This window comes from Rhizobium lentis (genome assembly GCF_017352135.1).
Taxonomy (GTDB): domain Bacteria; phylum Pseudomonadota; class Alphaproteobacteria; order Rhizobiales; family Rhizobiaceae; genus Rhizobium; species Rhizobium lentis.
In genome coordinates, this window is record NZ_CP071454.1 from 3,774,691 (window position 1) to 3,797,868 (window position 23,178).

Sequence of the window (23,178 nt, forward strand, 5' to 3'; positions counted from 1 at the left end):
GATGGCTGAAGCGAATATTGCGACGAACCAGGGGATCTGCCTGGCGATGCTGCGCGACAATGATCGCGACCGTTATCTTGCATGCCTGCTGTCACCGGAGGATAAGCGCGGGTCGCTTGCTGCCCTTTACGCCTTCAATGCCGAGCTTGCCCGTGTCCGCGATCTCGTGCACGAGCCGCTGCCCGGCGAGGTGCGCATGCAATATTGGCGGGATCTGCTGGAAGGCAGCGCCCATGGTTCGACGGCGGCCAATCCGGTTGCCGCAGCGCTTCTGACGGCGATCGAAACGCATCGCCTGCCGCGCAAGACGCTGGTCGACATGATCGAGGCTCGCACCTTCGATCTCTATGACGACCCGATGGAGACGCGGCTGACGCTCGAGGGTTATGCCGGCGAGACGGCATCCGCGCTGATCCAGCTCGCAAGCCTCGTGCTTTCGCCGGAGGAGGCCGCGCGATCGGCGGATGCCGCCGGCCATGCCGGCGTCGCCCAGGCGATTGCCGGCCTGTTGCTGCTGATGCCGCTGCATTGCCGCCGCGGCCAGCTCTATATTCCGTTGCAAATCCTTTCCGCCACCGGTCTCGACCGCGATACCTTCCTCGCCGGCGAAGACCGGCCGCGCATCTCCGCCGCTGTCGAAGCCTTCGCCGGCCTCGGCCGCGATCATCTGGCAAAGGCAAGAGCAGCAGCGCCGATTGCAGCAGCCGTCTTTCCGGCCTTCTTGCCGGCGGTGCTGGCCGAACCAGTGCTCCTCAAGGCGCAGAGGCGTGGCGCTCTCCTGTTCGACCGGCCGCTGCAGCCGCCGCAGTGGCGCCGCCAGCTCAGAATGGCGCTGGCCGCATTCCGCAGGAAACTTTGATCCCGGTCAAATTCGCGCAAGTCTCGCGCGTTACAAGGGGCGTACCGCTACCATTGAACGGAGACTCGGCGTGGGCATTATCGTCTGGTGCGTCCTTTGCGCCATCGTCATTTTCTTCGCTTTCGTGGCAACACGCATGGCTGCGCAAAACAAGGAAGACAGTCTGCACGACACGGGGCTTGCCATCATCGAGTTCGGCCGCGCCTTCCCCAACGAGGCGATCCGACAGTTGCAGGCGACGAAAAACGGTCAGGCGATCTTCGTGCGCCTGCACGACAACAAAGCGGGCCTTATGCGCAACATGGCGCGCCATTTCTCCTGCCATCTGATCAAGCCCGGCCGTGTGCGTGTAGTAAGCTCGGAGACGGGCCGGGGGTTGGTGATCGATTTTCTCGATGCACCCCATCACAACGGCAAATTCGAGTTCGCTTCACCGAAGGAGGCTTCCGAAGTTGCACTCTGGCTGCTTGGCAACTACATCGCCGAGCCGGATAAGGATCTGCCGCCGGGCGATATTTCGGCGGCGAACAAGCACTGATGCATGTGAGATACGTTCAAAGTGTTCCTCGGGCACTTTCGGCAAACACCCGTGTCTGGCCGAGCCAGGCGGCGCAGTCCGCAAGCGCGCGCCGGGCGATCAACTGCCGTTTCATGATCGTCTTGTCCTTGCCACGAAAGCGCTTGACCCCCTCGGGCTTGACGATCGAACCGGGCTCAAGCTCCGGGAACAGCCCGAAATTGATGTTCATCGGCTGGAACGACCGTTTGCCGGGCTCCTCGTCAGTGACGATGTGCCCGCCTGTGATATGACCGAGCAGCGAACCGAGCGCCGTCGTAGTCGGCGGCAGCGAGATCGCTTCGCCCTTGCGTTCGGCGGCGGCGAAACGCCCCGCGAGCAGCCCGACGCTGGCGCTTTCCACATAGCCCTCGCAGCCGGTGATCTGCCCGGCGAAACGCAGGCCGGCCCGGGATTTCAGCGTCAGCGATCGATCGAGCAGGGTGGGAGAATTGATGTAGGTGTTGCGGTGCAGGCCGCCGAGGCGGGCAAATTCCGCATTTTCCAGACCCGGGATCATCCGGAAGATTTCTGCCTGCGCACCATATTTCAGCTTCGTCTGGAAGCCGACCATATTGTAGAGCGTGCCGAGCGCGTTGTCCTGCCGCAGTTGCACGACGGCATAGGCTTTGACCGTCGGGTTATGCGCGTTCGTCAGCCCCATCGGCTTCATCGGCCCGTGGCGCAGCGTCTCGCGGCCGCGTTCGGCCATGACCTCGATCGGCAGGCAGCCATCGAAATAGGGCGTGCCTTCCCATTCCTTGAAACCGACCGTGTCACCTGCGATCAGCGCGTCGACGAAGGCATTGTACTGGGCCTCGTCCATCGGGCAATTGATGTAGTCCTTGCCGGTGCCGCCGGGACCGACCTTGTCATAGCGCGACTGGTACCAACAGATATCCATGTCGATGCTCTCGCGATAGACGATGGGCGCGATGGCGTCGAAGAACGCGAGCGAATCCTCACCGGTCTCCGCCTGGATCGCAGTTGCGAGCGACGGCGCCGTCAACGGTCCCGTGGCGACGATGGCAAGATCCCAGTCGCTTGGCGGCAGGCCGGTGATCTCTTCACGCACGACGGTGATGAGCGGATGGTCGTGGATGGCGTGGGTCACGGCATCCGAGAAACCGTCGCGATCGACGGCGAGCGCGCCGCCTGCAGGCACCTGGTGACGGTCGGCAGCGGCCATGATCAGCGAGCCTGCCATGCGCATTTCCGCGTGGATGACCCCGACGGCATTGCTGGTCGCATCGTCGGACCGGAAGGAATTGGAGCAGACGAGTTCGGCAAGTCCCTCGGTCTTGTGGGCATCCGTACCGCGCACGCCGCGCATTTCATGCAGAATGACGGGAACGCCCGCGCTGGCGATCTGCCAGGCGGCTTCCGAGCCGGCAAGCCCGCCGCCTACCACGTGAATGGGGGAATAGGAGGAGATGGTGTTCATGCCGGGCTGATATCATGTCGGCGGGTGCGATCCAACACCTGGAATCAAAAACGGCGCCCTGAGGCGCCGTCTTGAAGCATCGTTCGCGTGATCGGTCCGCGATTAGCGGAACGAGCGGGATGCGATGTTGCGGATGTCGTAACGGCTGACGCCGATGTCGGACAGGGTCTGGTTGGAAAGGCTGCCGAGTTCATTGAGCGTACGGCGGTAGCTGATCCAGCTTTTTGCAATGCGAATTGGGTTCATTGTCTTTTTCCTCGAACAAATGTCCGCGGGACGGCGGGATCGCCTGTCTCTTTGCGGTTGATGTTTATATAGGCGAAGGCGGCCCCATTGTGCAGTGCAAATTAAAGGCGTCTGCCATGCAAATGTGCAATACGATGCTTGGAAATTGAGCGGTGAATATTTTTTGAGCGGAGTTGAGAGAGCTGAAACGATCGCAACCGGAGCGTCGGCGAATTGCCGGCAAAAGAAAACGCCCGCTGTTGTGCAGCGGGCGCTCAGTCACGGACGGATCTGCTTGGGAGGAAGCAGAGGCCGTTGAATTAGCGAGAAGAAGCTTCGCGAGCAACGCGATGGATGTCCGAACGGTCGATGCCGAGGTCATGCAATTCGCGGTTGGTCATACGGCCAAGTTCCGTAACGGTCTGACGATACTTGCGCCAGTTGTTGAAAGAGCGAGTGATGTTCATTTTAAGCCCCTTTCTGAGGGTTGATCTGCCAGCAGCCACCAATCGGCGCTGACCTCTATTTGATGACCGGAATATATGTTGCGGTGCGAAGAACGAAAACAGACAAGTTTTCAAGTCACCTATGCAAGGTATGCAATGGTTTACACAATCTTACCGCAGTTTGGTCAACGAATAGGCAAAGTAATCTAGCGGGACTGCGCTTTGGAAGCCCGCGCGGCGGTCGTGATGAGTGAAAAAACTGATTCTCCAGCGGACCGGTCTACACGACTTCCGCACCGCAGTCGGCAAGCTCTCCATCCATCCTGGCCGTCGACAACTCGATGTGCGGTACCACGGCTTCATACAACGAAGACTTCGGTTGCTGTCGCTTGCCCAGTCGCGCTGGTCGATCGCTCGATGGCGCGGTAAACCTTTGAATTTAAACATCCTAGCGACGGTAAATAAAACGCCCGCCGGGGGAGGATCCGGCGGGCGCATTATATTGACTGGCAACTGGGAGGAGGAGTGTTGCCAGTCTATCGCAACGCGCTTGGGAGGAGGAGTGCGCGGCTGCGAATCTCGTCACGAACAAAGCGTCCGCGGGCGTCCGGAGAACCGGGCCAGGGTGCCATCCCCGTGCTTCGATGCATCGTAAATAGTATGACTAATTGATATTTTGCAGTGCAATAAATACATGAGGGGTATGCGAAAAGCGCATGTCTCTTCTCTTATAGCCTCATAATAGCAGCTCCGACGTTAGCGACCGGTTAATGCCTGACCCAAATTAGACCAATGAGGAATTTGCATATTTGCTGCTGGGGCGTTTGCGAAGCCGCTCGCTGAGGCTATAACGAGCGAAGCCGTAGCGCCGCAGCGAGCGTCACGGAAACGAGGGGTGGAAGCATGTATCGCGGCAGATTGGAGCGGGATCTCTCGCTCTGGGTGGGCAAGGGTCTGCTTGGAGCGGAAACGGCCGGCGCGCTTCTCGCCGAATATGACAGCCGCCCGGCAAGCTTCAGCCTCGGCCGGGTGCTGATGGCGTTGGCGGCGGTGCTGCTTGCCGCTGCGGTCCTGCTGGTCGTCGCCTCCAACTGGGAGGCCATCCCGCGCCTCGTGCGGGTCGGCGCCATCCTCGCCCTGATCTGGGCGGTGCACATTGCCGCCGCCCTCATGCTCGCCCGTGGCGCGACGGCGGTCGCAAGCGGGCTGCTGGTCATCGGCGCGATGAGCTTCGGCGGTGCCATATCGCTGGTGGGGCAAATGTATCATCTCTCTGGTGACGAGCAGACGGTGATGTATCTCTGGTTCGCGATCACGGCAATCTCGGCGATCCTGTTCCGTTCGGGCGCGGTGGTTGTGGTTGCTGGTTTCCTTTCCTGGGCGTCCTTCGCCGTCTATCTCGAGAACAACGACACACACTGGATCGGGTTCGATCCCTGGATGGCGCCGGCCATGGCGGTGATCACAATCGCGCTGGTGCGTTACACCGGCGCCGAACGCGCCCGTCATCTCGCCTATCTGCTGCTGATCGGCTGGCTCGCCTGGCTCTACACGCTTCATGAGGAGATCGCCGTGGCGATCGCCTTCGCCATTGGCGGAATGGCGGCCTTCGTGGCGACCGCACTGCCGGTTCCGCGCGTTGTCTCCCTGGTCAGGAGCGCCGGTGCGGCACCGGCCTTCTATAGTTTCCTGGTCGCCACGATCGGCTTGTTGCTGCTGCATATCGAGATCGAGCAAGGTTGGCGGCTGGTGGTACTCGGAGTGGCGACACTCGGTGCTGCCGTACTGGCGATCGCTCTCCATGGCCGCGATAATGGCGCCGTGCGTTATCTCGCCTACACGACCTTTGCCGCGGAGATGCTTTATCTCGCCTCCGTCACCGTCGGTTCAATCCTCGGCACCTCGAGTCTTTTCCTTTTTTCTGGCATCGTGGTGGCGCTTGTCGCCTGGATCGTCATTCGTCTCGAGCGGCGCTTTTCACGGGAGGCGCGCGCATGAACTCGTTGATGGCAAGACTGCAATCCGGCAGTGGCTATCTGCTTTCGGCAATCATCGTCGCCAGCCTGCAGACCGTCATCCTCGGCGCGATCATCCAGAGCCGGGCGTCGATCCTCAGTAATGGCGCCGAGGTCCTGCTGAAGACGGCTCCGGTCGATCCACGCGATTTCCTGCGCGGTGATTATGTCATCTTGAATTACGACATTTCCACCGTGCCGGTGCAGACGATCTCCGGTGGCGTGCCCACCGAGCCCGGCGAGCGCACGCTGTGGGTCCGGTTGAAGAAGCAGGGGGATGGCTTCTGGACGGTAAGCGAATCGGCCTTCCACGCGCTGCCGCCGCAGCCGGAGACGGTGATCCTGCGCAGTCATCCTTTCTATAGCAGTGGGCTGGCCGCGGGCGACAGTGTCCGGGTCGAATACGGCATCGAGCGCTACTATGTTCCGGAAGGTCAGGGCAAGCCGATCGAGGAGGCCCGCAATGATGGGGCCGTCGCCATTATGGCGCGCGTCTCGCCTGATGGAAGTGCGCAGATTCGCAGCCTGCTCGTCGACGGCAAGCCGGTTTACGAAGAACCGCTATACTGATCTCTCAAGCCTTGAGGGCAGGGCAGCGTTTGGGCTCCAAATACGCTGTCATTTGCCGTTCATTTTTCCTTTGCCTCGACCAAATCGGGTGATATAGAGACGCCGCGCTCCGGAAGGCCTCATGCGCAGGCATAGGCATGCGGTTTGTGAACGCGGGTATGGTGAAATTGGTAGACACGCCAGATTTAGGTTCTGGTGCCGCAAGGCGTGGGAGTTCAAGTCTCTCTACCCGCACCAGGCTGTTTGCAGGGGGAGACTAAGAACTTAGTTGTCCCGAATGACCGAAGGTTGTTCCGAATACTCGGACGTGAGTGCCGTTCCCCTTTTGGCGGAATGATACAGGAATTGGGAAAAGCCACGCGCGGCACGCTGCCGGCGTCGTGCTCATCGAAACGAACGGCGTCTGGGCACGGCCGCCACGACATGAAGGTAGGAAGACATGCAGGTTATCGAAACGCTCGCTGAAGGGCTGAAGCGCGAAATCAAGGTCGTTATCCCGGCCAAGGACATGGAAGACAAGATGAATGAGCGTCTTGCCGATGTGAAGGACAAGATCCGCATCAACGGCTTCCGTCCGGGCAAGGTCCCCGCTGCTCACCTGAAGAAGGTTTACGGCAAGTCGATCATGGCCGATCTCGTCAACGAGATCGTCCGCGAGCAGCCCGCCGCTATCCTGTCCAGCCGCGGCGAGAAGTCGGCCACGCAGCCGGAAATCGCCATGACTGAGGACAAGGACGAGGCCGACAAGATCCTCACCGCCCAGCAGGATTTCGAATTCACGCTGTCCTACGAAGTGCTGCCGCCGATTGAGCTTAAGTCCGTCAAGGGCATCAAGGTTACGCGCGAAGTCATCGATATCTCGGATGAGGAAGTCAACGAGCAGGTCCTGAAGGTCGCCGAAAGCGCCCGCTCCTACGAGAGCAAGACCGGCAAGGCCGCAAACGGCGACCGCGTCACCATGGATTATGTCGGCAAGGTTGACGGCGAAGCCTTCGAAGGCGGCACCGATCAGGGCGCCGAACTGGTGATCGGCTCCGGCCGCTTCATTCCGGGCTTCGAAGACCAGCTCGTTGGCGTCAAGGCTGGCGAAGAGAAGACCATCACCGTGACCTTCCCGGCCGACTATCCGGCCAAGAATCTTGCCGGCAAGGAAGCGACCTTCGACATCACGGTCAAGGACGTCGCAGCTCCGGGCGCTGTCGAAATCAACGACCAGCTCGCCTCCAAGCTCGGCATCGAATCTGCCGATCGCCTGAAGGAGATCGTCCGTGGCCAGATCGAATCGCAGTACGGCTCGCTGACCCGCCAGAAGCTGAAGCGTCAGATCCTCGATCAGCTCGATGAGATGTACAAGTTCGATACCCCGGCTTCGCTCGTCGACGCCGAGTACAACGGCATCTGGAGCCAGGTGAACAACGATCTCGCCCAGTCCGGTAAGACCTTCGAAGACGAAGACACGACCGAAGAGAAGGCACGTGAGGAATACAAGACGCTTGCCGAGCGTCGCGTCCGCCTCGGCCTCGTTCTCTCCGAGATCGGCGAAAAGGCCGGCGTCGAAGTCACCGAAGACGAAATGCAGCGGGCTATCTACGATCAGCTGCGCCAGTATCCGGGCCAGGAAAAGCAGATCCTCGAATTCTTCCGCAGCCAGCCGGGTGCCGCCGCTTCGATCCGCGCGCCGATCTTCGAAGAGAAGGTCATCGATCACCTGCTGACGGAAATCGACGTTACGGACAAGAAAGTGACGAAGGAAGAACTGCTCGCCGAGGAAGAAGGCGAAGCCAAGGCTGAAACCAAGAAGGCCGCGCCGAAGAAGAAGGCCGCCGCCAAGGCCGATGCTGCCGAGGCCGGTGAAGGCGAGGAAGCCGCCGCTCCGAAGAAAAAGGCTGCTTCGAAGAAGAAGGCTTCCGAGGACAGCGCCGAATAATCGATCGCCGGTTCTGAGAGTTTGGAAGGCCCCGCCATCGTGCGGGGCCTTTTTCTTTTTCCGATCATTCATCCCTCGGGCATCGTCGTCACGATGGTGTTATTATCGGCCTCGGCAACAAATAGTTGAAATAAAGTATAATTGGATGCAGATTAAGCTGAGTTGTGGGGAGAAACTTGGGATGACCGAAAAGAATGACATGAAGAAGCTGGTAGAGGAAATCTATGCTGTGCGTGATCGCGGCGATATAGAGAGCACACTGGCCCTGATCGGCGACGATTGCACTTTCCGAATGGTCGGCAATACACGGATGTCGCCCTTTTCGACTGAAGCAAGCGGGGCCGCCTTTCGCCAGGCGATAATGCAGCTGATTACTGTGTGGGATCTATCCAAGGTCAAGACAGCGGGCATCTATGTGGACGAAGACGAGCATATGGTCTTCGCCCATCGCGAGGGCGAGGTCAGGCACATCCCATCGGGTGTGAGCTTCCACACGGAATTCGTCGACAAGATCCATTTCAGGGATGGGAGACCGTTCAAGATCGTCGAATTCGTCGACACGCTGCAAGTGGCCGAGACAACCAAGATGATCCAGATCGCATGAACGGCCATCAAAGTCGAAGCCTCCGGGCTTCGACTTTGATGCTCGACGTCCGCCCAATCGGCCGCCGGTGCGAGAATCGCAGCTTAATTCGCGGTCCGTGTCAGTTCCGCGACTTTCCTGACATGATTGACGGCTGCGGTTCCGCCCGATGTCTTGGTGAAGAGGCTGAGCGTCTCTTCCTCGTCCTCCGCGACCGGCGTCAGCGCCTGATCCATATAGGTCTTCGATTTCGCATCCCTTGAGATCAGGAACGCCGAGATCGTCAAGCCGATGATCGTGCCGGCGAGCGACGCATGTTTGCGGACGGTTTCCCAGGCAAAACGCGGCCAGAAAAGCAGCGGATTTTCGCGCCTGAGTTCCGGGCGCCGCTCCGACGGCGTCTTCAGGCGCAGGAGGCCGCTTTGCAGCGGATGCACATTTTCCAAAGGCACGGTGGTGGCGAAGGAGACGAGAACCTTGACCAGCCTTGCTAGCGGTACTCCCGTCGCCACGGCGCGGCGCAGCAGCGTCTTCATATGATCACGTGAATAATAGAGTGACCAGGCCTCGTGATAGATGTCTTCCCACTCCTGCTTGCTCATCTTGGGATGGGCGGTGCAGACATGCTCGACATCGTAGATATTGAGGTCGCCATTCATCTCGATGCCCTTCTTCCATAGAACCTGATGGTCCTCGGAGCCGGGAAGCGGCGTCAAGATGAAGAATTCGATGACGTCGAGCGGCAGCTCTTCCTGGATGATCGCGATATCACGGCGGATCGATTCCGGCGTGTCGGCGGGGAAGCCCAGGATATAGCCGGCGAGCGTCATGATGCCCTGCGCCTTCCAGGCGAGCAGCATCTTGCGATATTCGGTGATCTTGTTTTGGTTCTTCTTGGCGGCGGTCAGATTGTCCGGATTGACGTTTTCGAGACCGATGAAGACACGTGTGACGCCGGCGCGCCTGGATTTCTCGATGAAATTCGGGATCTTGTGGCAGAGCGTGTCGACCTGGATCATCAGGCCGAGCGGAATGCCGTCCCGCTCCTTGAGCTCGATCAGCCGATCGAAGATCGCTTCCCAATCCTTGTTGCGGGCGAAATTGTCGTCAGTGATGAAGAATTTGTGGATGCCCTGCGCCCAGTTCATTCGCACCAGCTTTTCGACGTCGTCCGCCGAGCGGAAGCGCGACTTGCGCCCCTGCACGTTGATGATGGTGCAGAAGGAGCACTGGTAGGGACAGCCGCGTCCGGCATCGAAGCTGGTGCTGAGCCCGAGTGTGCGCTGGATATTGTCCTTCGGCAGGAAGGGAACCGGCGTGCCGCCGATGCCGGGAAGGTCGTTCATGAAATTGTAGAGCGGCTTCAGCTCGCCGGCGGCGGCATCGCGGAGCACCATGTCCAGCCGCCCCTCGGCCTCGCCGGCAAACATCGAGATGCCCATGTCGCGGCAGGCCTCGAGCCCGACGGCCGTGCCATCAAGCATCGACAGACAGCCGGATACATGAAAGCCGCCCATCGAAACAGGCAGACCGGCATCGCGGAAGGGCCGGGCGATGTCGAGCGCGCGCGGATATTGGTTGGATTGGACGCCGACCAGCGCGACCATGCCGAAATTGTCGTGACGCCTGAACTGGGCGAGCAGCCGGGCGAAATCGATCCGCGTATTGGTCTCGTCGATCACGGTGATGTCGATCGCGATATCGGGACCGAGCACCTTGCGCTCGGCACATTCGGCGGCGATGCCGTAGAGGGCGGCGAGTGAATTCGAAGGAATCATCGCCCGCCACCAGCGGATGACATAGCCGTCATCGTCATAATGCGACGGCTTGATCAGGATGAGCTGAAAACGTCTGCGCGCTGACTCCAGGGCATGGGACAACAGGATCTATCTTTCTCTAGAAGCTTCTGCCCGCAGGCAAAATGGACGTGAAACACAAACCAGGCACTGCGTATCGATGTGATTATGGAGATCTAATGCGAAGGCGTAAGAAGGCGGCGCTGAATGCAAGCAGTTCGTGCGGCGCACAATCCTTAATATACTACATGATATCGAGCAGCAATGCGCGGTGGTCGGAGACCTCGGGCGCCCCCACTACCTCGAATTTTGCAATTTTCACTTCCGGTGTCACCAGCATATAGTCGGCGAAGAAGCCGTCATGGCCGGGCAGGGCGGCACCGATCTCAGCGAAGAGATTAGCGCGCTGCGGCAGTTCAAGTCCCGGATCCCGATAGACCGACCATCCCGAGGCCACACACGTCGCCCGCAGCACTTCCTGCAGGCACAGGACATCGGGATCGGTCTGCCTGATATAGCTGATCAAAGCCTCATGCAGCCTGCCGCCCCATGCGTTCAGCGAAATGATCCGCAATATCCTTCGGCTCCGTTGTGGCGTCTATGTCAGGCTTCTTAGAGTTCCGACTTGATGTCGCCCATCCGGTTCCAGGCGTCGAGACCGGCGATCTTGTATGCTTCGGCGAGCGTTGGATAGTTGAAGGTGTTTTCGACGAAGTATTCGACGGTGCCTTTGAGATTGAGCACGGCCTGGCCGATATGCACCAGCTCGGTGGCGCCTTCGCCGACGATATGCACGCCGAGCAGGCGACGGGTCTTGAGCGAGAAGATCAGTTTCAGAAGCCCGGTGTCGAGGCCCATGATATGGCCGCGCGAAGTTTCGCGGAAGCGGGCAATGCCGCATTCATAGGGAATGCCGCGCTCCTTCATTTCCTCCTCGGTCAAGCCGCAGGTCGAGATCTCGGGTACCGCATAGATGCCGTAGGGGAAATATTTCTGCGGCTCCTTGGCGACCGCGCCGATCGCCACGCGCGCGGCGATGCGGCCCTGTTCCATCGAGGTCGAGGCAAGGCTCGGAAAGCCGACCACGTCGCCGGCGGCGTAGACATTGGGCACGGAAGTCTGGAACGTCTCGGGGTTGACCTTGAGACGGCCACGGCTGTCGGCCTCCAGCCCAATGGCTCGGAGGTTCAGCGCGTCGGTCGCACCCATGCGTCCGGCGGCAAACAGCACCATGTCGGTCACTAGATGACGGCCGTTGTCGAGCGTCAGCTGGACCTTGCCGGTATCCAACCGCTCGACCTTCTCCGCCTTCGTACCGAGCAGCAGCTTCATATTACGGTCGCGCAGCTGATAGGTGAAATCTTCGACGATTTCCTTGTCGATAAAGTCAAGCATGGTCGCCTTTGGATCGATCACGGTCACCGCAGTGTCGAGCGCCGAGAAGATCGTCGCATATTCGATGCCAATAACGCCGGCGCCGATGACAATCATGGTGCGCGGCAGTTCTTCGATATCGAGCAGCTCGTCGCTGTCGAGCACGGTCTTGCCATCAAAGGGCATATAATCCGGCCGGAAGGGTTTGGTGCCGACGGCAAGCAGAATGCTCGCGCCGCTTACCGTCATTGCTTCGCCATCGTCCTTGATGACCTGCAAGGTGGTGGCATCGATGAAGCTTGCCCTGCCGCGCATATGGTGTACGCGGTTGCGAGCGAACTGATGCTCAAGCACCTCGACTTCATGGTTGAGCGTAATCAGTAGGCGGCGGCGCAGGTCTTCAGCACTGATTTCCTGCTTCACGCGATAACTGCGGCCATAAAAGCCGCGTTCACGCCAGCCGGAGAGATTGAGCGCGGTTTCGCGCAGCGTCTTCGAGGGGATGGTGCCGGTATGGACGGATACGCCGCCGACACGCTTGCCTTGTTCGATGACAAGCACTTTCTTGCCGAGTTTCGCAGCCTGGATCGCGCCGCGGCGCCCTGCGGGACCGCTACCCACCACAACGAGATCGTACTGAAACATCCTCTAGCCTCGAATTGGAAATGGAATCATTTGCGACAAAAATGTCGCTCCTCTATCGGTAGCCGGTCAATGTTACAGATTGTTTTACAGCTGCCGATTCAGCCGCATCTGTGCTTTTCAGATCAGCTTCAGCCCCTTCAGGCTGACATGTCCATCCTTACCGATGATGACATGGTCGTGGACGGTTATATCGAGTGCCTTCGCCGCCTCGATGATCACCTTCGTCATATCGATGTCAGCGCGCGACGGGGTCGGGTCGCCGGACGGGTGATTGTGCACGAGGATCATCGCCGTTGCCGACAGCTCGAGCGCCCGTTTGACCACCTCGCGCGGATAGACCGGCGTATGGTCGACGGTGCCGCGGCCCTGCACCTCGTCGGCAATCAGCACGTTGCGCTTGTCGAGGAAGAGGATGCGGAACTGTTCGCGCGTTTCATGCGCCATGGCGGCATGGCAATATTGGATGACCGATGACCAGGAGGACAGGACCTGTTTGTTGCGAATCTCACTCTTCAGGGTCCGCTGGGCCACGGTAGAGATCAGCTTCAGGTCGAGTGCGACCGCCTCGCCCACGCCTTTTACCTCCAGGAGCAGTGATGCCGGCGCGCCGAAGACGCCGGAAAGCGAGCCGAACCGTTCGATCAGCGCCTTGGCGATCGGTTTGGTGTCGCGCCGTGGGATCAGGCGAAAGAGCAGGAGCTCGAGGATTTCGTAATCGGCAAGCGCGGTGTCGCCCTGTTCGCGAAAGCGGTCGCGCAACCGCTCGCGATGGCCGTGGTAATGCTCTTGACCTGCAAGCGAGGCGGGCAGGGAGGTCCTGGCCTTCGCGGATGGTTTTCCCAGGCGCCCAAAGAACGCGCGTTCGTCGGCAACAGGCTCTTCAGTTTCAAAAGGCAGCTCGTGGTCGGAAGATGTCGCAACAGGCCCCTTCGCCATCAGTTTGTCACCTAGCGAGCGACGGCAGTCCGGGTCGGTCGAGCCCACCCGGTGACAGCGTGAAGATTTCGCAACCGTCCGCGGTGACGCCGACCGTGTGCTCGTACTGCGCCGACAGCGAGCGGTCGCGGGTCACGGCCGTCCAGCCGTCTGCAAGTACCTTTACATGCGGCCGGCCGAGATTGATCATCGGCTCGATGGTGAAGATCATGCCTTCGCGCAGCTCCGGCCCTTCATTGGCGCGGCCATAATGGAGGATGTTCGGCGAATCGTGGAACAGCCGGCCCACACCGTGGCCGCAGAAATCCCGGACTACCGAGCAGCGCTCGGCTTCCGCATAGGTCTGGATCGCCTCGCCGATCGCGCCTGTGCGGGCACCGGGTCTGACGGCGGCAATGCCGCGCATCAGCGATTCATAAGTGACCTCGAGCAGCCGCTCGGCGGCGCGCTTGATCGTGCCGACAGGATACATCCGGCTGGAATCGCCATGCCAGCCGTCGAGCACGAAGGTGACGTCGATATTGACGATATCGCCTTCTCGCAGCGGCTTGTCATTGGGAATGCCGTGACAGACGACGTGGTTGATCGAGGTGCAGGTCGATTTGGTGTAGCCGCGATAATTCAGCGTCGCCGGATGGGCGCCGTGATCCATGCCGAAATCGAAAACGAAACGGTCGATGTCATCGGTCAGTAGTCCCGGCTTGACGATATCGGCGAGCGCATCGAGGCAGCGCGCGGTCAGCTGGCAGGCCCTGCGCATGCCTTCAAATGCTTCGGCGTCATATAGCCGGATGGCGCCCGTATTCTTCGGCGGTGCAGAAGAGGCTTCGATATAATTCACCATTGCAGGGCCTTAGCGGAGATTGTTAGATTTGTTCATAATGCAGCTATGCCGGGTTCGTCCATCGCGATCAACCATACGGGCGAGATTTCTGAAGGGATTCGGTCCGCCTTCCGCGCCCATTCGACGCCGAATTATGAGTGCCGGCTGAAATATCCACAGTCTTCCCAAAGGGATAGGATTGATCGGACAAGACCTCCCCGCTACTCACCGATTGGTGACAGCGGGGAAGGGTCGGTCATGCTGAATGAAGCGGAAAATCTTGATAATTCGCGCCGGGTCGGCGCTGAGCCGGAACGACGGGTGCGCGATCGCGGCGCCACCGAGCGCGCGATCCTGGCCGCCGCCAAGGGCTTGCTGGCCGAGGAGGGCTTCCAGAACTTCGGCATCAATGCGGTCGCCCGTCGCGCCGGTTGCGACAAGCAGCTGATCTACCGCTATTATGGCGGTCTCGACGGACTGGTCGAGGCAATCGGCGCCGATCTCGGGACCTGGGTGAGAGACCGCATCCCCGAAGATACCGGCGGCATGTTCCTGCTCACCTATGGCGACCTGATGGAGCGCCTGGCGCTTCTCTTCCTCGATGCTTTGAGGAACGATCCGCTGATGCGCCGCATCCTCGCCTGGGAAATTTCCGAGAATACCGAGCAGGTGAGGCGGCTTTCCGAAGCGCGCTCGAAAGCCCTTGCTCTCTGGCTCGAACGGATGCGCGGCTCGCTGGCGCCGCCAAAGGGCGTGGATGCAGCCGCCGTCAATGCCGTCTTCATCGCTGCGATTCAGTATCTCGTGCTTGCCGGTGCGGCAGGTGGGCAATGTGCCGGCGTGTCGCTGAAGACCCCGAGGGACTGGGAGAAGGCGGCAACCGCGCTCAAGCGCATCGTGCGCGGCGTCTACGGCTGATGCCTCTTCATCCACAGGCGGCGCCTGCCGCGTTAACCTTAATGAATGGTTTACGTTGCGTAAGGGTGGTTAACCCGACAGTGTGGCGGTCAGCAGAGATGATACGAGTAGAGTCCCGAGTTGACGTCCATGGGAGCCAAAATCGCTAAAGCTTTGTTGCTCGTGACGGCGATGATGTTTTTCGCAGTGCTGGCGCTGGATATCGCGGTTCCCACGCTGGTGCTTTGCCTCATGGCATCGTCGACCTGGCTGGTGTCTCGCGATCTGCCCGTTGCGCGCAAGCATGGAGGAGGGGCCGCATGAAGTGGTTTCTGATCTTCTGGGCCGGCCCCATCGTCTTTCTGGGCGGATGGTATTGGCTCTCCTACTACGATATCAATTTCGGCATGCTGATGCTCACACGGCAGGTCCATGACCTGACGTTCGAGATTTACGGCAAAGCCCTCGGTGTTCCGCCTGAAACCATCCCGCCTCTTGTCGCCCGCGCCATTGCGGTGGACAGTCTCATCGTCTTCGCCGTCCTGGGTTTCAGAAAGCGCAGGTCGATCGCCGCGTGGTGGAAGGCGCGTCAGGCGCTGAATTCGTCTCCGGCAGACATTGCCAGCAACGAAAGCCTGTCGAGCGCCCCCTGAAGGATGAAGCTTGCCGCGGCCGAATCGATCCGTTCGGCCCGCTTGGCGCGTGAGACGTCCATTTCGATGAGCGTCCGTTCGGCCGCGACCGTCGAAAGCCGTTCGTCCCAATAGACGAAGGGCAGCACCGTTTTCTGCTCCATGTTGCGCACGAAGGCGCGTGTCGCCTGTACGCGCGGTCCCGCCGACCCGTCCATATTCATCGGCAGGCCGATGATGAAGCCGGCAATCCTTTCTGCCGTTGCGAAGTCCAGGAGCGCCTGCGCATCGACGGTGAACTTGACGCGGCGGATCACCGGACGCGGCGTGGCGAAACGCCGGCCGAGATCGGACATCGAAAGCCCGATCGTCTTAGTGCCGAGATCAAGGCCGGCAATCGCCTGCCCGGAGGCCAAGGTCCTGGCCATTTCCTCGATCGTCAGCACCGTCATTGCCGTCTCGTCCTGTCAAAAGAAATTGAAACCGCCGGCGCTTTTCTTTGCCGGTGCATGAGATATGTCCTTACCATCGAAATCAGATTTTGCATCACGTAAGGAGAGATTTCATGAAGATCACCTGGCTTGGCCATTCCGCCTTCCGCATCGAGACAGGGAAGGCAAAGATCCTGCTCGATCCGTTCCTCACCCACAACGCCTCCTTTTCCGGCCAGGATATCAAGGATGTTTCGTCGGGCGCCACTCACATCCTGCTGACCCATGGCCATGGCGACCACGTCGGCGATACCGTGGCTCTCGCCAAGGAGACGGGTGCGGTCGTGCTTGCCAATGCCGATCTCGCCGCCTGGCTGGGTTCCAAGGGCGTCGACAGGATCGAGATGGGCAATACCGGCGGCACGATCACGCTCGGCGGCTTCTCCGTGACTTTCACCAATGCGCTGCATTCTTCGGCCCAAATCACCGAGGACGGCATCTCGCATGCGCTTGGCAATGCCAACGGCCTGATGCTGCATTTTGACGACGAAGCTTCGATCTTCGCCATGGGCGACACCGACATCTTCTCCGACATGACGCTGATCAATGAGTTGCATCAGCCCGACATCGGCTTCGTCCCGGTCGGCGACCGCTTCACCATGGGCGGCGCGGTGGCCGCGCTCGCCTGCCAGCGCTACTTCAGCTTCAAGACAGCAATCCCCTGCCATTACGGCACCTTCCCGATCATCGACCAGACGGCCGATAAATTCGTTGCCGGCATGGAGGGATCGGAGACGGACGTGAAGGCGCTCAAGCCCGCCGAGAGCCTGTCGATCTGACGAAACCCCGTTGCACCGGGCGGACATGGCCTTTATAGCGGGTAGGAAAAATCCTATCCGGAGAATGCCATGTCCGTCGATCTTGCCACCGTGAAGCGCGTTGCCAAACTTGCTCGTATTGCCGTCTCCGAGGACGAGGCAAACCGCATGGTCGACGAGCTGAACGGCATCCTCGGCTTCGTCGAGCAGCTCTCCGAAGTCAATGTCGATGGCGTCGAGGCGATGACATCGGTGACCCCGATGGCGATGAAGAAGCGGACCGACGAGGTGAGCGACGGCAACAAGGCGGCCGATATTGTCGCCAACGCGCCGGTCACCGACCATAATTTCTTCCTGGTGCCGAAAGTCGTCGAATAAGGCTTGAAACGCCTCTTTCCGACCCTGTTGCCATTTTCAAGATCTGAAGCGAAAACACGATGAGCGAACTCACCAGCCTGACCATTGCCGAAGCCCGCCAGAAGCTGCGCGCCAAGGAAATCACCGCAATCGAACTGACCGAAGCCTATATCTCGGCGATCGATGCGGCCAATGGCCGGCTGAACGCCTATGTAAAGGTCACCCCTGACCTCGCCCGTCTCATGGCAAAAAATTCCGACGAGCGCATCGCCGCCGGCAAGGCGGGCGATCTCGAAGGCATTCCGCTGGGAATCAAGGATCTCTTCGCCACGGTCGGCGTCCACACCCAGGCCTGCAGCCACATTCTCGACGGTTTCGAGCCGCGCTATGAATCGACGGTCACGCAAAACCTCTGGGATGACGGCGCCGTCATGCTCGGCAAATTGAACATGGACGAATTCGCCATGGGCTCGTCCAACGAGACCTCCTATTACGGACCGGTGATCAATCCGTGGCGTGCGGAGGGCTCCAATCAGCAGCTCGTCCCAGGCGGCTCCTCCGGCGGCTCGGCCGCAGCCGTCGCTGCGCATCTTTGCGCCGGCGCCACCGCGACCGATACCGGCGGCTCGATTCGCCAGCCGGCTGCCTTCACCGGTACCGTCGGCATCAAACCGACCTATGGCCGCTGCTCGCGCTGGGGCACCGTCGCCTTCGCTTCCTCGCTCGACCAGGCCGGCCCGATCGCACGCGACGTGCGTGACGCCGCAATCCTCTTGAAGTCGATGGCAAGCGTCGACGCCAAGGACACGACTTCGGTCGATCTGCCGGTGCCGGATTACGAGGCTGTCCTTGGCCAGTCGCTGAAGGGCATGAAAATTGGTATCCCGAACGAATACCGGGTCGACGGCATGCCCGAGGAGATCGAGATCCTCTGGCGCCAGGGTATCGCCTGGCTGAAGGACGCCGGCGCCGAGATCGTCGACATCTCGCTGCCGTACACGAAATACGCGCTTCCGGCCTATTACATCGTCGCCCCGGCCGAGGCCTCTTCGAACCTCGCGCGTTATGACGGCGTGCGATACGGCCTGCGTGTCGACGGCAAGGATATCGTCGACATGTACGAGAAGACGCGCGCCGCCGGCTTCGGCAAGGAAGTCAAGCGCCGCATCATGATCGGCACCTACGTGCTGTCGGCCGGCTATTACGATGCCTATTACATCCGCGCCCAGAAGGTCCGCACGCTGATCAAGCGCGATTTCGAACTCGCCTTCGACGCCGGTGTCGACGCGATCCTGACGCCGGCAACACCGTCCTCGGCCTTCGGCGTCGCCGACGAGAACCTCGCCGCCGATCCGGTGAAGATGTACCTCAACGACATCTTCACGGTTACGGTCAACATGGCGGGCCTGCCCGGCATCGCGGTGCCCGCCGGCCTCGACCAGAAGGGCCTGCCGCTCGGCCTGCAGTTGATCGGCAAGGCCTTCGACGAGGAAACCCTCTTCAAGACCGCTTACGTTATCGAACAGGCAGCCGGCAAGTTCACGCCGGCCAAGTGGTGGTAACGGAGCTCGCGATCCGAAAGATAACGCCCGACCGCGAAGCGGCGCTGTCGGTTTCGCCGCCTGGGCCGCAGGCCGTGCCTTTGAGGAAAGCTATCGTGATCCCGAGGTGATTGCCAAAGTCCAGCACGAATTCGCCGTCTTTCCCCATGAGGCGAAAGGCGAGATATTTGTTGCCGAGCTGGACTCTGAGATCATCGGATGGGGAGCGCGCGACGGCGACCCGAATTATGTGTCCGACCTCTGGGTGCATCCCGATCATCAGGGCAGAGGCATCGGCCGGGCTCTGCTCCTGCATCTGTGCGAGCTGATGGCGGCCGAAGGGCTGGCAATTGCCCGGCTCGATACACATGCCAGGAATGAGGGTGCAATCCGGCTTTACCAACGCTGCGGCTTCACCGTCATCTGGCACGGTATCGAATTTTCCAAGAGCATGGGTGTCCCGCTCGAAAAGGTGCATATGGAGAAGCGCTTGGTCGAGTGACGTCAGGAACAGGGGAAGTCTTATGGCAGGCAATGAACTTATGCGGCTGATCGAGGCAATCGATCGCCTTGCTGCCGGCGGTTTTGCCATGGGTGTGGATTGGCAAGCGGTTCACGATATCTGTCAGCGCCACGAAGGCGAGCAGCCGTTCGACTGGGGCCATGCTCTCTGCCATCGCATCGAGGGCGACGACTGGAACGCTGATTACTGGTATCGCCGCGCCGGCAAGGCGCGCGCCACGGGCACAATGGCCGACGAGTGGTCGGCGATGCGGACGGAATTGTCTTCAAAGGCCTGAAGTGAACCCGACCACGCGCCGATGCCGGCGCGTGGTCGGGGCTGCCTGATTACCTGTTGTCCAGCTGCGATCTGACCAGCCTCAGTCCTCTTTCGCTGATCCTGTAGGGTTGGCCGCCCGAGGACTTGATCGCCTTGAGGCGTTTCAGCCTGCGGAAGAGATCGAGATCGACGCCGGGATAGAGCCAGCCATCGCGGGTGAAGCAACTGACGGCCTCGATCTTCCTGTTGTCGTCGCGGGTAATTTCGATGCGGCCGCCTTGGGCCATGAGATGCAGGATGCGCTGCTCCGTGCGGGAAATGTCCATATGGTGAGATCCGGTATCGCGCCCGGCAGGGCGCACAAAAACGATCTGGCGCTCGTTCGAACGTCAGGGCTTCGTTTTTTTCGGGCCCATGCGCGCAAGAAGACTTGCGGGCAGGGCCTTTACCGGGTCTCAGGCAGGCTCAACATAAAACACCTCGATAAGCCTTCTTATTCAGCGCGGAAAACGCGGTCAAGGGCGCCCTTGCCGGTCAAATCAGGTTGAAAACCACAGTTTCCACGCATCATCCCTTTGCAGCCACTGGTAAATTCCGCGACTCAATGGTCTACTTGTGGGGTAACGCGGAGGTGTCGTTGATCCACATTCGCAATGCCCGCGATGGGGAAGCGGAGCTGTTGAGCGAGATCGGGCTGAGGGCTTGGCAAAAGGCGATGGCGTCGATCGGCGAATCGGACGCAATGATCGACGCGGCGCGCAACGCCTTTCGCAACTTCGTGGAAAACGACTGGCTGACCATCACCGTCGTTGAGCAGAACGGCCAGGCCGCAGGCTGGGCGGCGCGCGAGGGACTTGACGAAACCATCTCGGATTTCTGGATCGATCCCGTCTTCACCCGCCAGGGTCTCGGCTCGGCCCTTCTCGAACGCATCGAAAAGGAGATCGCCGAGCAGGGCTTCGAGAAGGCGGCGATGCAGACCCACTCCGGCAATAACGAGGCGATCGGCTTTTTCCGGAAGCACGGCTATGGGATCCAGTGGCTCTCGGTAGCCTACAATCCGAAGCTCGACCGCGACGTGCCTTCGGTCGGGCTAACGAAACAGCTCGTCGCCGGCGGTGGGGGATACGGGCAGGAATTCTGACGTATGGCAGATGCCGCCGGGCGCGATTCTCGGCCCATGGCTAACTATTCGGACGTCACGCAGAAGTTGTTGCCTTCAGGATCATTCAAAACCGTGTAGGCATGCGTCTCGCGGACGTATCTCGCGCCAAGCAATATGAGCCGTTCCACTTCCTTCTCCCGATCCGTAGCGGCGATATCGAGGTGAACACGGTTGCGGGCGGGACGCTCTCCCTGGCGAAGGTGGAAGCAAAGGCGTGTTCCCGGACCCTCGACCATCACGGTCGCGTCCGTTTCAGGTGTCAGTCCCATCGCGGCAAGGCGGGCCAATTCCGCATCGTCATAAGGCATCACTTGATAGCCATCGAGCGCCGCCGCCCAGAAACGAGCGACGCGCGAGGGAATGTCGCAGTCAATGACGATTTCTTTCAGCTTTCCCATGGTCTTCTAAAGCTAGTCGGATCTATGCTGGAAAACCCGCTCGACAACCGCGCCGCCGATGGCCGGCAGCAATGCGAAAAGCATCAGCTGTGGTATTCCGTGTAACGTCAACAGGCCGGAAATAGCGAGCGCGACCAACAATCCCGCCAGCGTCCCGGCCAGATAGGGCAGATACGCCTTCAATAGCGCCTCCATGTGGTGAGGGTCTCAAATCCAGGGCGGCATTTTTGGCTGAAAATAGAGATCATTGTCGTGCCGACAACTGGGCCGGTGGAAAATTCGCGTTGATCGCCCGGCTGATGCGGAATCGAGCCGCTGCTGGTGCAAAACGGCCTCGTGGCTCAAGCAGAAGCCGAGGCGGTGCACCCGCTACACAATTCCGCGGAAGCCTTGCACCGGCACGCCATTTCCTTTACCTCACCAATGGAAAAGAACAGCCTGCAAAGAGCATCAGATGACCATTGTCGACGTCCGCACGCCCGATCCGAAACGCTTCATCCCCGGCGCCACCGGCGACTGGGAAGTCATCGTCGGCATGGAAGTCCATGCCCAGGTTCTGTCCAATTCGAAGCTCTTCTCCGGCGCCTCGACGGAATTCGGCAAGCCGCAGAATTCGAACGTGTCGCTGGTCGATGCCGCCATGCCCGGCATGCTGCCGGTCATCAACGAGGAATGCGTCAAGCAAGCGGTGCGCACCGGCCTCGGCCTGAAGGCTGCGATCAACAAGCGTTCGGTCTTCGACCGCAAGAACTATTTCTATCCCGACCTGCCGCAGGGCTATCAGATCTCGCAATACAAGGATCCGATCGTCGGTGAGGGCAAGATCGTCATTTCGCTCGGCCCGGATCGCCAGGGCCAGTTCGAAGATATCGAGATAGGCATCGAGCGTCTGCACCTGGAGCAGGATGCGGGCAAGTCGATGCACGACCAGCATCCGACCATGTCCTATGTCGACCTGAACCGTTCCGGTGTCGCGCTGATGGAGATCGTCTCCAAACCCGACATGCGCTCGTCCGACGAAGCCAAGGCCTATATGACCAAGTTGCGTTCCATTGTGCGCTATCTCGGCACCTGTGACGGCAACATGGACGAAGGCTCGATGCGCGCCGACGTCAACGTTTCCGTTCGCCGCCCGGGCGAGGCCTTTGGCACGCGCTGCGAAATCAAGAACGTCAACTCCATCCGCTTCATCGGCCAGGCAATCGAATACGAAGCCCGCCGCCAGATCGGCATCCTGGAGGAGGGCGGCGAGATCGAGCAGGAAACACGCCTCTTCGACCCGAACAAGGGCGAAACGCGCTCCATGCGCTCCAAGGAAGACGCGCACGACTACCGCTACTTCCCGGATCCGGATCTGCTGCCGCTCGAATTCGACGACGCGTTCATCAAGGCGCTCGAGGCCGATCTGCCGGAGCTGCCTGATGATAAGAAGGAACGCTTCGTGCGCGAGCTCGGCCTGTCGGTCTACGATGCCTCCGTGCTCGTTTCCGAAAAGGCGATCGCCGATTATTTCGAGGCCGTGGCCGCCGGCCGCGACGGCAAGACGGCGGCAAACTGGGTGATTAACGACCTGCTCGGTGCGCTGAACCGCACCGGCAAGGATATCGAGCAGACGCCGGTGTCGTCGGCTCAGCTTGGCGCTATCATCGACCTCATCAAGGCTGGAACCATCTCCGGCAAGATCGCCAAGGACCTGTTCGAGATCGTGCTGGCAGAGGGCGGCGATCCGGCCGAGATCGTCGAAGCGCGCGGCATGAAGCAGGTAACGGATACCGGCGCGATTGAAAAGGCCGTCGACGAGATTATCGCCGCCAATCCCGAGCAGGTGGAGAAGGTCAAGGCGAAGCCGACCATGGCGGCATGGTTCGTCGGCCAGGTGATGAAGGCGACCGGCGGCAAGGCCAATCCGCAGGCCGTCCAGGCGCTTGTCAAGGCGAAGCTCGGCATCGAGGAATAAGC

At 60.3% G+C, this 23,178-nt stretch carries 27 protein-coding genes, 1 tRNA gene and 1 pseudogene; 17 read left to right on the forward strand and 12 right to left on the reverse strand.

Annotation, left to right across the window (positions count from 1 at the left end; genetic code table 11):
• Position 1 precedes the first annotated feature (1 nt).
• Both J0663_RS18185 and J0663_RS18190 read left to right on the forward strand, forming a co-directional pair.
• A complete protein-coding gene (locus tag J0663_RS18185) occupies positions 2 to 859 on the forward strand; it encodes a phytoene/squalene synthase family protein (RefSeq protein ID WP_207241787.1) in 858 nt (285 codons plus the stop codon).
• A 70-nt stretch (positions 860 to 929) separates the two neighbouring features.
• Positions 930 to 1,397: a hypothetical protein gene (locus tag J0663_RS18190; RefSeq protein ID WP_207241788.1), complete on the forward strand. Its 468-nt coding sequence runs from the start codon at positions 930 to 932 to the stop codon at positions 1,395 to 1,397.
• A 16-nt stretch (positions 1,398 to 1,413) separates the two neighbouring features.
• Here the strand turns inward: J0663_RS18190 and trmFO are convergent, their stop codons facing one another.
• The 3 genes from trmFO to J0663_RS18205 form a co-directional block, all read right to left on the reverse strand.
• Complete coding sequence (gene trmFO / locus J0663_RS18195; RefSeq protein ID WP_207241789.1) at positions 1,414 to 2,859, reverse strand: methylenetetrahydrofolate--tRNA-(uracil(54)-C(5))-methyltransferase (FADH(2)-oxidizing) TrmFO; 1,446 nt, start codon at positions 2,857 to 2,859, stop codon at positions 1,414 to 1,416.
• A 102-nt stretch (positions 2,860 to 2,961) separates the two neighbouring features.
• Positions 2,962 to 3,105 (reverse strand): DUF1127 domain-containing protein, encoded by a 144-nt coding sequence (locus tag J0663_RS31810; RefSeq protein ID WP_064802139.1) that lies wholly within the window; start codon positions 3,103 to 3,105, stop codon positions 2,962 to 2,964.
• Positions 3,106 to 3,404: 299 nt separating this feature from the next.
• Positions 3,405 to 3,551: a DUF1127 domain-containing protein gene (locus J0663_RS18205; RefSeq protein WP_004678838.1), complete on the reverse strand. Its 147-nt coding sequence runs from the start codon at positions 3,549 to 3,551 to the stop codon at positions 3,405 to 3,407.
• 882 nt (positions 3,552 to 4,433) lie between these two features.
• On the opposite strand from J0663_RS18205, the gene J0663_RS18210 reads away from it, so the two are divergent.
• From J0663_RS18210 to J0663_RS18230, 5 genes are all read left to right on the forward strand, one after another.
• The gene (locus tag J0663_RS18210; protein ID WP_207241790.1) at positions 4,434 to 5,528 is read left to right on the forward strand and encodes a DUF2157 domain-containing protein; all 1,095 of its coding nucleotides are present in this window, start codon (positions 4,434 to 4,436) and stop codon (positions 5,526 to 5,528) included.
• On the forward strand, positions 5,525 to 6,115 hold the full coding sequence (locus J0663_RS18215) for a GDYXXLXY domain-containing protein (RefSeq protein WP_207241791.1): 591 nt from the start codon (positions 5,525 to 5,527) through the stop codon (positions 6,113 to 6,115). Before J0663_RS18210 ends, J0663_RS18215 begins: the two co-directional genes overlap by 4 nt.
• A gap of 152 nt (positions 6,116 to 6,267) precedes the next feature.
• Positions 6,268 to 6,352, forward strand: a tRNA-Leu gene (locus tag J0663_RS18220).
• Between the two features lie 202 nt (positions 6,353 to 6,554).
• Positions 6,555 to 8,042, forward strand: coding sequence for a trigger factor (gene tig, locus J0663_RS18225; RefSeq protein ID WP_207241792.1), 1,488 nt, complete (start codon positions 6,555 to 6,557; stop codon positions 8,040 to 8,042).
• A 181-nt stretch (positions 8,043 to 8,223) separates the two neighbouring features.
• Entirely contained in the window at positions 8,224 to 8,646 is a 423-nt protein-coding gene (locus J0663_RS18230; RefSeq protein WP_207241793.1) for a nuclear transport factor 2 family protein, read from the forward strand.
• Between the two features lie 83 nt (positions 8,647 to 8,729).
• On the opposite strand, the gene J0663_RS18235 is transcribed toward J0663_RS18230, so the two are convergent.
• The 5 genes and pseudogenes from J0663_RS18235 to map all read right to left on the reverse strand — a co-directional run bounded on the left by J0663_RS18235 (position 8,730) and on the right by map (position 14,220).
• On the reverse strand, positions 8,730 to 10,505 hold the full coding sequence (locus tag J0663_RS18235; protein ID WP_207241794.1) for a B12-binding domain-containing radical SAM protein: 1,776 nt from the start codon (positions 10,503 to 10,505) through the stop codon (positions 8,730 to 8,732).
• A gap of 265 nt (positions 10,506 to 10,770) precedes the next feature.
• Positions 10,771 to 10,995, reverse strand: a pseudogene (locus J0663_RS18240) (endonuclease/exonuclease/phosphatase family protein); the annotation flags it as partial.
• 38 nt (positions 10,996 to 11,033) lie between these two features.
• The gene (gene sthA, locus J0663_RS18245; RefSeq protein WP_207241796.1) at positions 11,034 to 12,440 is read right to left on the reverse strand and encodes a Si-specific NAD(P)(+) transhydrogenase; all 1,407 of its coding nucleotides are present in this window, start codon (positions 12,438 to 12,440) and stop codon (positions 11,034 to 11,036) included.
• A 117-nt stretch (positions 12,441 to 12,557) separates the two neighbouring features.
• A complete protein-coding gene (gene radC, locus J0663_RS18250) occupies positions 12,558 to 13,376 on the reverse strand; it encodes a RadC family protein (RefSeq protein WP_207241797.1) in 819 nt (272 codons plus the stop codon).
• 7 nt (positions 13,377 to 13,383) lie between these two features.
• Positions 13,384 to 14,220, reverse strand: coding sequence for a type I methionyl aminopeptidase (map, locus tag J0663_RS18255; protein ID WP_207241798.1), 837 nt, complete (start codon positions 14,218 to 14,220; stop codon positions 13,384 to 13,386).
• A gap of 237 nt (positions 14,221 to 14,457) precedes the next feature.
• On the opposite strand from map, the gene J0663_RS18260 reads away from it, so the two are divergent.
• The 3 genes from J0663_RS18260 (at position 14,458) to J0663_RS18270 (ending at position 15,749) form a co-directional block, all read left to right on the forward strand.
• Positions 14,458 to 15,117, forward strand: a complete 660-nt coding sequence (locus tag J0663_RS18260; protein WP_207241799.1) for a TetR/AcrR family transcriptional regulator — start codon at positions 14,458 to 14,460, stop codon at positions 15,115 to 15,117.
• Between the two features lie 129 nt (positions 15,118 to 15,246).
• Positions 15,247 to 15,420 carry a hypothetical protein gene (locus J0663_RS18265; RefSeq protein ID WP_207241800.1) on the forward strand — a complete coding sequence of 58 codons (174 nt, stop codon included), beginning with the start codon at positions 15,247 to 15,249 and terminating at the stop codon, positions 15,418 to 15,420.
• Positions 15,417 to 15,749 carry a DUF6105 family protein gene (locus tag J0663_RS18270; RefSeq protein ID WP_207241801.1) on the forward strand — a complete coding sequence of 111 codons (333 nt, stop codon included), beginning with the start codon at positions 15,417 to 15,419 and terminating at the stop codon, positions 15,747 to 15,749. Before J0663_RS18265 ends, J0663_RS18270 begins: the two co-directional genes overlap by 4 nt.
• On the opposite strand, the gene ruvX is transcribed toward J0663_RS18270, so the two are convergent.
• Positions 15,686 to 16,180 carry a Holliday junction resolvase RuvX gene (gene ruvX / locus J0663_RS18275; protein WP_207241802.1) on the reverse strand — a complete coding sequence of 165 codons (495 nt, stop codon included), beginning with the start codon at positions 16,178 to 16,180 and terminating at the stop codon, positions 15,686 to 15,688. The genes J0663_RS18270 and ruvX overlap by 64 nt on opposite strands.
• A 113-nt stretch (positions 16,181 to 16,293) precedes the next feature.
• Between ruvX and J0663_RS18280 the strand changes: the two genes are divergently transcribed.
• The 5 genes from J0663_RS18280 to J0663_RS18300 all read left to right on the forward strand — a co-directional run bounded on the left by J0663_RS18280 (position 16,294) and on the right by J0663_RS18300 (position 19,675).
• A complete protein-coding gene (locus J0663_RS18280; protein WP_207241803.1) occupies positions 16,294 to 16,998 on the forward strand; it encodes a metal-dependent hydrolase in 705 nt (234 codons plus the stop codon).
• A gap of 69 nt (positions 16,999 to 17,067) precedes the next feature.
• Positions 17,068 to 17,355 carry an Asp-tRNA(Asn)/Glu-tRNA(Gln) amidotransferase subunit GatC gene (gene gatC, locus J0663_RS18285; protein ID WP_207241804.1) on the forward strand — a complete coding sequence of 96 codons (288 nt, stop codon included), beginning with the start codon at positions 17,068 to 17,070 and terminating at the stop codon, positions 17,353 to 17,355.
• Between the two features lie 59 nt (positions 17,356 to 17,414).
• Positions 17,415 to 18,896: an Asp-tRNA(Asn)/Glu-tRNA(Gln) amidotransferase subunit GatA gene (gatA, locus tag J0663_RS18290; protein WP_207241805.1), complete on the forward strand. Its 1,482-nt coding sequence runs from the start codon at positions 17,415 to 17,417 to the stop codon at positions 18,894 to 18,896.
• A gap of 106 nt (positions 18,897 to 19,002) precedes the next feature.
• Entirely contained in the window at positions 19,003 to 19,377 is a 375-nt protein-coding gene (locus J0663_RS18295; RefSeq protein WP_246590309.1) for a GNAT family N-acetyltransferase, read from the forward strand.
• A gap of 22 nt (positions 19,378 to 19,399) precedes the next feature.
• Positions 19,400 to 19,675, forward strand: a complete 276-nt coding sequence (locus tag J0663_RS18300) for a hypothetical protein (RefSeq protein WP_207241806.1) — start codon at positions 19,400 to 19,402, stop codon at positions 19,673 to 19,675.
• Between the two features lie 49 nt (positions 19,676 to 19,724).
• Here J0663_RS18300 and J0663_RS18305 read toward each other — a convergent pair whose 3' ends face one another.
• Positions 19,725 to 19,982, reverse strand: a complete 258-nt coding sequence (locus J0663_RS18305; RefSeq protein ID WP_207241807.1) for a YjhX family toxin — start codon at positions 19,980 to 19,982, stop codon at positions 19,725 to 19,727.
• 311 nt (positions 19,983 to 20,293) lie between these two features.
• On the opposite strand from J0663_RS18305, the gene J0663_RS18310 reads away from it, so the two are divergent.
• Entirely contained in the window at positions 20,294 to 20,800 is a 507-nt protein-coding gene (locus tag J0663_RS18310; RefSeq protein WP_207241808.1) for a GNAT family N-acetyltransferase, read from the forward strand.
• Between the two features lie 44 nt (positions 20,801 to 20,844).
• Here J0663_RS18310 and J0663_RS18315 read toward each other — a convergent pair whose 3' ends face one another.
• Positions 20,845 to 21,219, reverse strand: coding sequence for a VOC family protein (locus J0663_RS18315; RefSeq protein ID WP_207241809.1), 375 nt, complete (start codon positions 21,217 to 21,219; stop codon positions 20,845 to 20,847).
• A gap of 12 nt (positions 21,220 to 21,231) precedes the next feature.
• A complete protein-coding gene (locus tag J0663_RS18320) occupies positions 21,232 to 21,414 on the reverse strand; it encodes a hypothetical protein (protein ID WP_207244572.1) in 183 nt (60 codons plus the stop codon).
• A 259-nt stretch (positions 21,415 to 21,673) separates the two neighbouring features.
• On the opposite strand from J0663_RS18320, the gene gatB reads away from it, so the two are divergent.
• Positions 21,674 to 23,176 carry an Asp-tRNA(Asn)/Glu-tRNA(Gln) amidotransferase subunit GatB gene (gatB, locus tag J0663_RS18325; RefSeq protein ID WP_207241810.1) on the forward strand — a complete coding sequence of 501 codons (1,503 nt, stop codon included), beginning with the start codon at positions 21,674 to 21,676 and terminating at the stop codon, positions 23,174 to 23,176.
• Positions 23,177 to 23,178: the final 2 nt, after the last annotated feature.

Coding starts and splice junctions, on each gene's coding strand:
- J0663_RS18260 (WP_207241799.1), top strand. CDS start 14,458: ATGCTGAATGAAGCGGAAAATCTTGATAATTCGCGCCGGGTCGGCGCT.
- J0663_RS18230 (WP_207241793.1), top strand. CDS start 8,224: ATGACCGAAAAGAATGACATGAAGAAGCTGGTAGAGGAAATCTATGCT.
- gatA (WP_207241805.1), top strand. CDS start 17,415: ATGAGCGAACTCACCAGCCTGACCATTGCCGAAGCCCGCCAGAAGCTG.
- radC (WP_207241797.1), bottom strand. CDS start 13,376: ATGGCGAAGGGGCCTGTTGCGACATCTTCCGACCACGAGCTGCCTTTT.
- J0663_RS18265 (WP_207241800.1), top strand. CDS start 15,247: ATGGGAGCCAAAATCGCTAAAGCTTTGTTGCTCGTGACGGCGATGATG.
- gatB (WP_207241810.1), top strand. CDS start 21,674: ATGACCATTGTCGACGTCCGCACGCCCGATCCGAAACGCTTCATCCCC.
- J0663_RS18315 (WP_207241809.1), bottom strand. CDS start 21,219: ATGGGAAAGCTGAAAGAAATCGTCATTGACTGCGACATTCCCTCGCGC.
- tig (WP_207241792.1), top strand. CDS start 6,555: ATGCAGGTTATCGAAACGCTCGCTGAAGGGCTGAAGCGCGAAATCAAG.
- J0663_RS18215 (WP_207241791.1), top strand. CDS start 5,525: ATGAACTCGTTGATGGCAAGACTGCAATCCGGCAGTGGCTATCTGCTT.
- J0663_RS31810 (WP_064802139.1), bottom strand. CDS start 3,105: ATGAACCCAATTCGCATTGCAAAAAGCTGGATCAGCTACCGCCGTACG.
- J0663_RS18210 (WP_207241790.1), top strand. CDS start 4,434: ATGTATCGCGGCAGATTGGAGCGGGATCTCTCGCTCTGGGTGGGCAAG.
- J0663_RS18320 (WP_207244572.1), bottom strand. CDS start 21,414: ATGGAGGCGCTATTGAAGGCGTATCTGCCCTATCTGGCCGGGACGCTG.
- trmFO (WP_207241789.1), bottom strand. CDS start 2,859: ATGAACACCATCTCCTCCTATTCCCCCATTCACGTGGTAGGCGGCGGG.
- J0663_RS18305 (WP_207241807.1), bottom strand. CDS start 19,982: ATGGACATTTCCCGCACGGAGCAGCGCATCCTGCATCTCATGGCCCAA.
- sthA (WP_207241796.1), bottom strand. CDS start 12,440: ATGTTTCAGTACGATCTCGTTGTGGTGGGTAGCGGTCCCGCAGGGCGC.
- J0663_RS18270 (WP_207241801.1), top strand. CDS start 15,417: ATGAAGTGGTTTCTGATCTTCTGGGCCGGCCCCATCGTCTTTCTGGGC.
- gatC (WP_207241804.1), top strand. CDS start 17,068: ATGTCCGTCGATCTTGCCACCGTGAAGCGCGTTGCCAAACTTGCTCGT.
- map (WP_207241798.1), bottom strand. CDS start 14,220: ATGGTGAATTATATCGAAGCCTCTTCTGCACCGCCGAAGAATACGGGC.
- ruvX (WP_207241802.1), bottom strand. CDS start 16,180: ATGACGGTGCTGACGATCGAGGAAATGGCCAGGACCTTGGCCTCCGGG.
- J0663_RS18185 (WP_207241787.1), top strand. CDS start 2: ATGGCTGAAGCGAATATTGCGACGAACCAGGGGATCTGCCTGGCGATG.
- J0663_RS18300 (WP_207241806.1), top strand. CDS start 19,400: ATGGCAGGCAATGAACTTATGCGGCTGATCGAGGCAATCGATCGCCTT.
- J0663_RS18205 (WP_004678838.1), bottom strand. CDS start 3,551: ATGAACATCACTCGCTCTTTCAACAACTGGCGCAAGTATCGTCAGACC.
- J0663_RS18280 (WP_207241803.1), top strand. CDS start 16,294: ATGAAGATCACCTGGCTTGGCCATTCCGCCTTCCGCATCGAGACAGGG.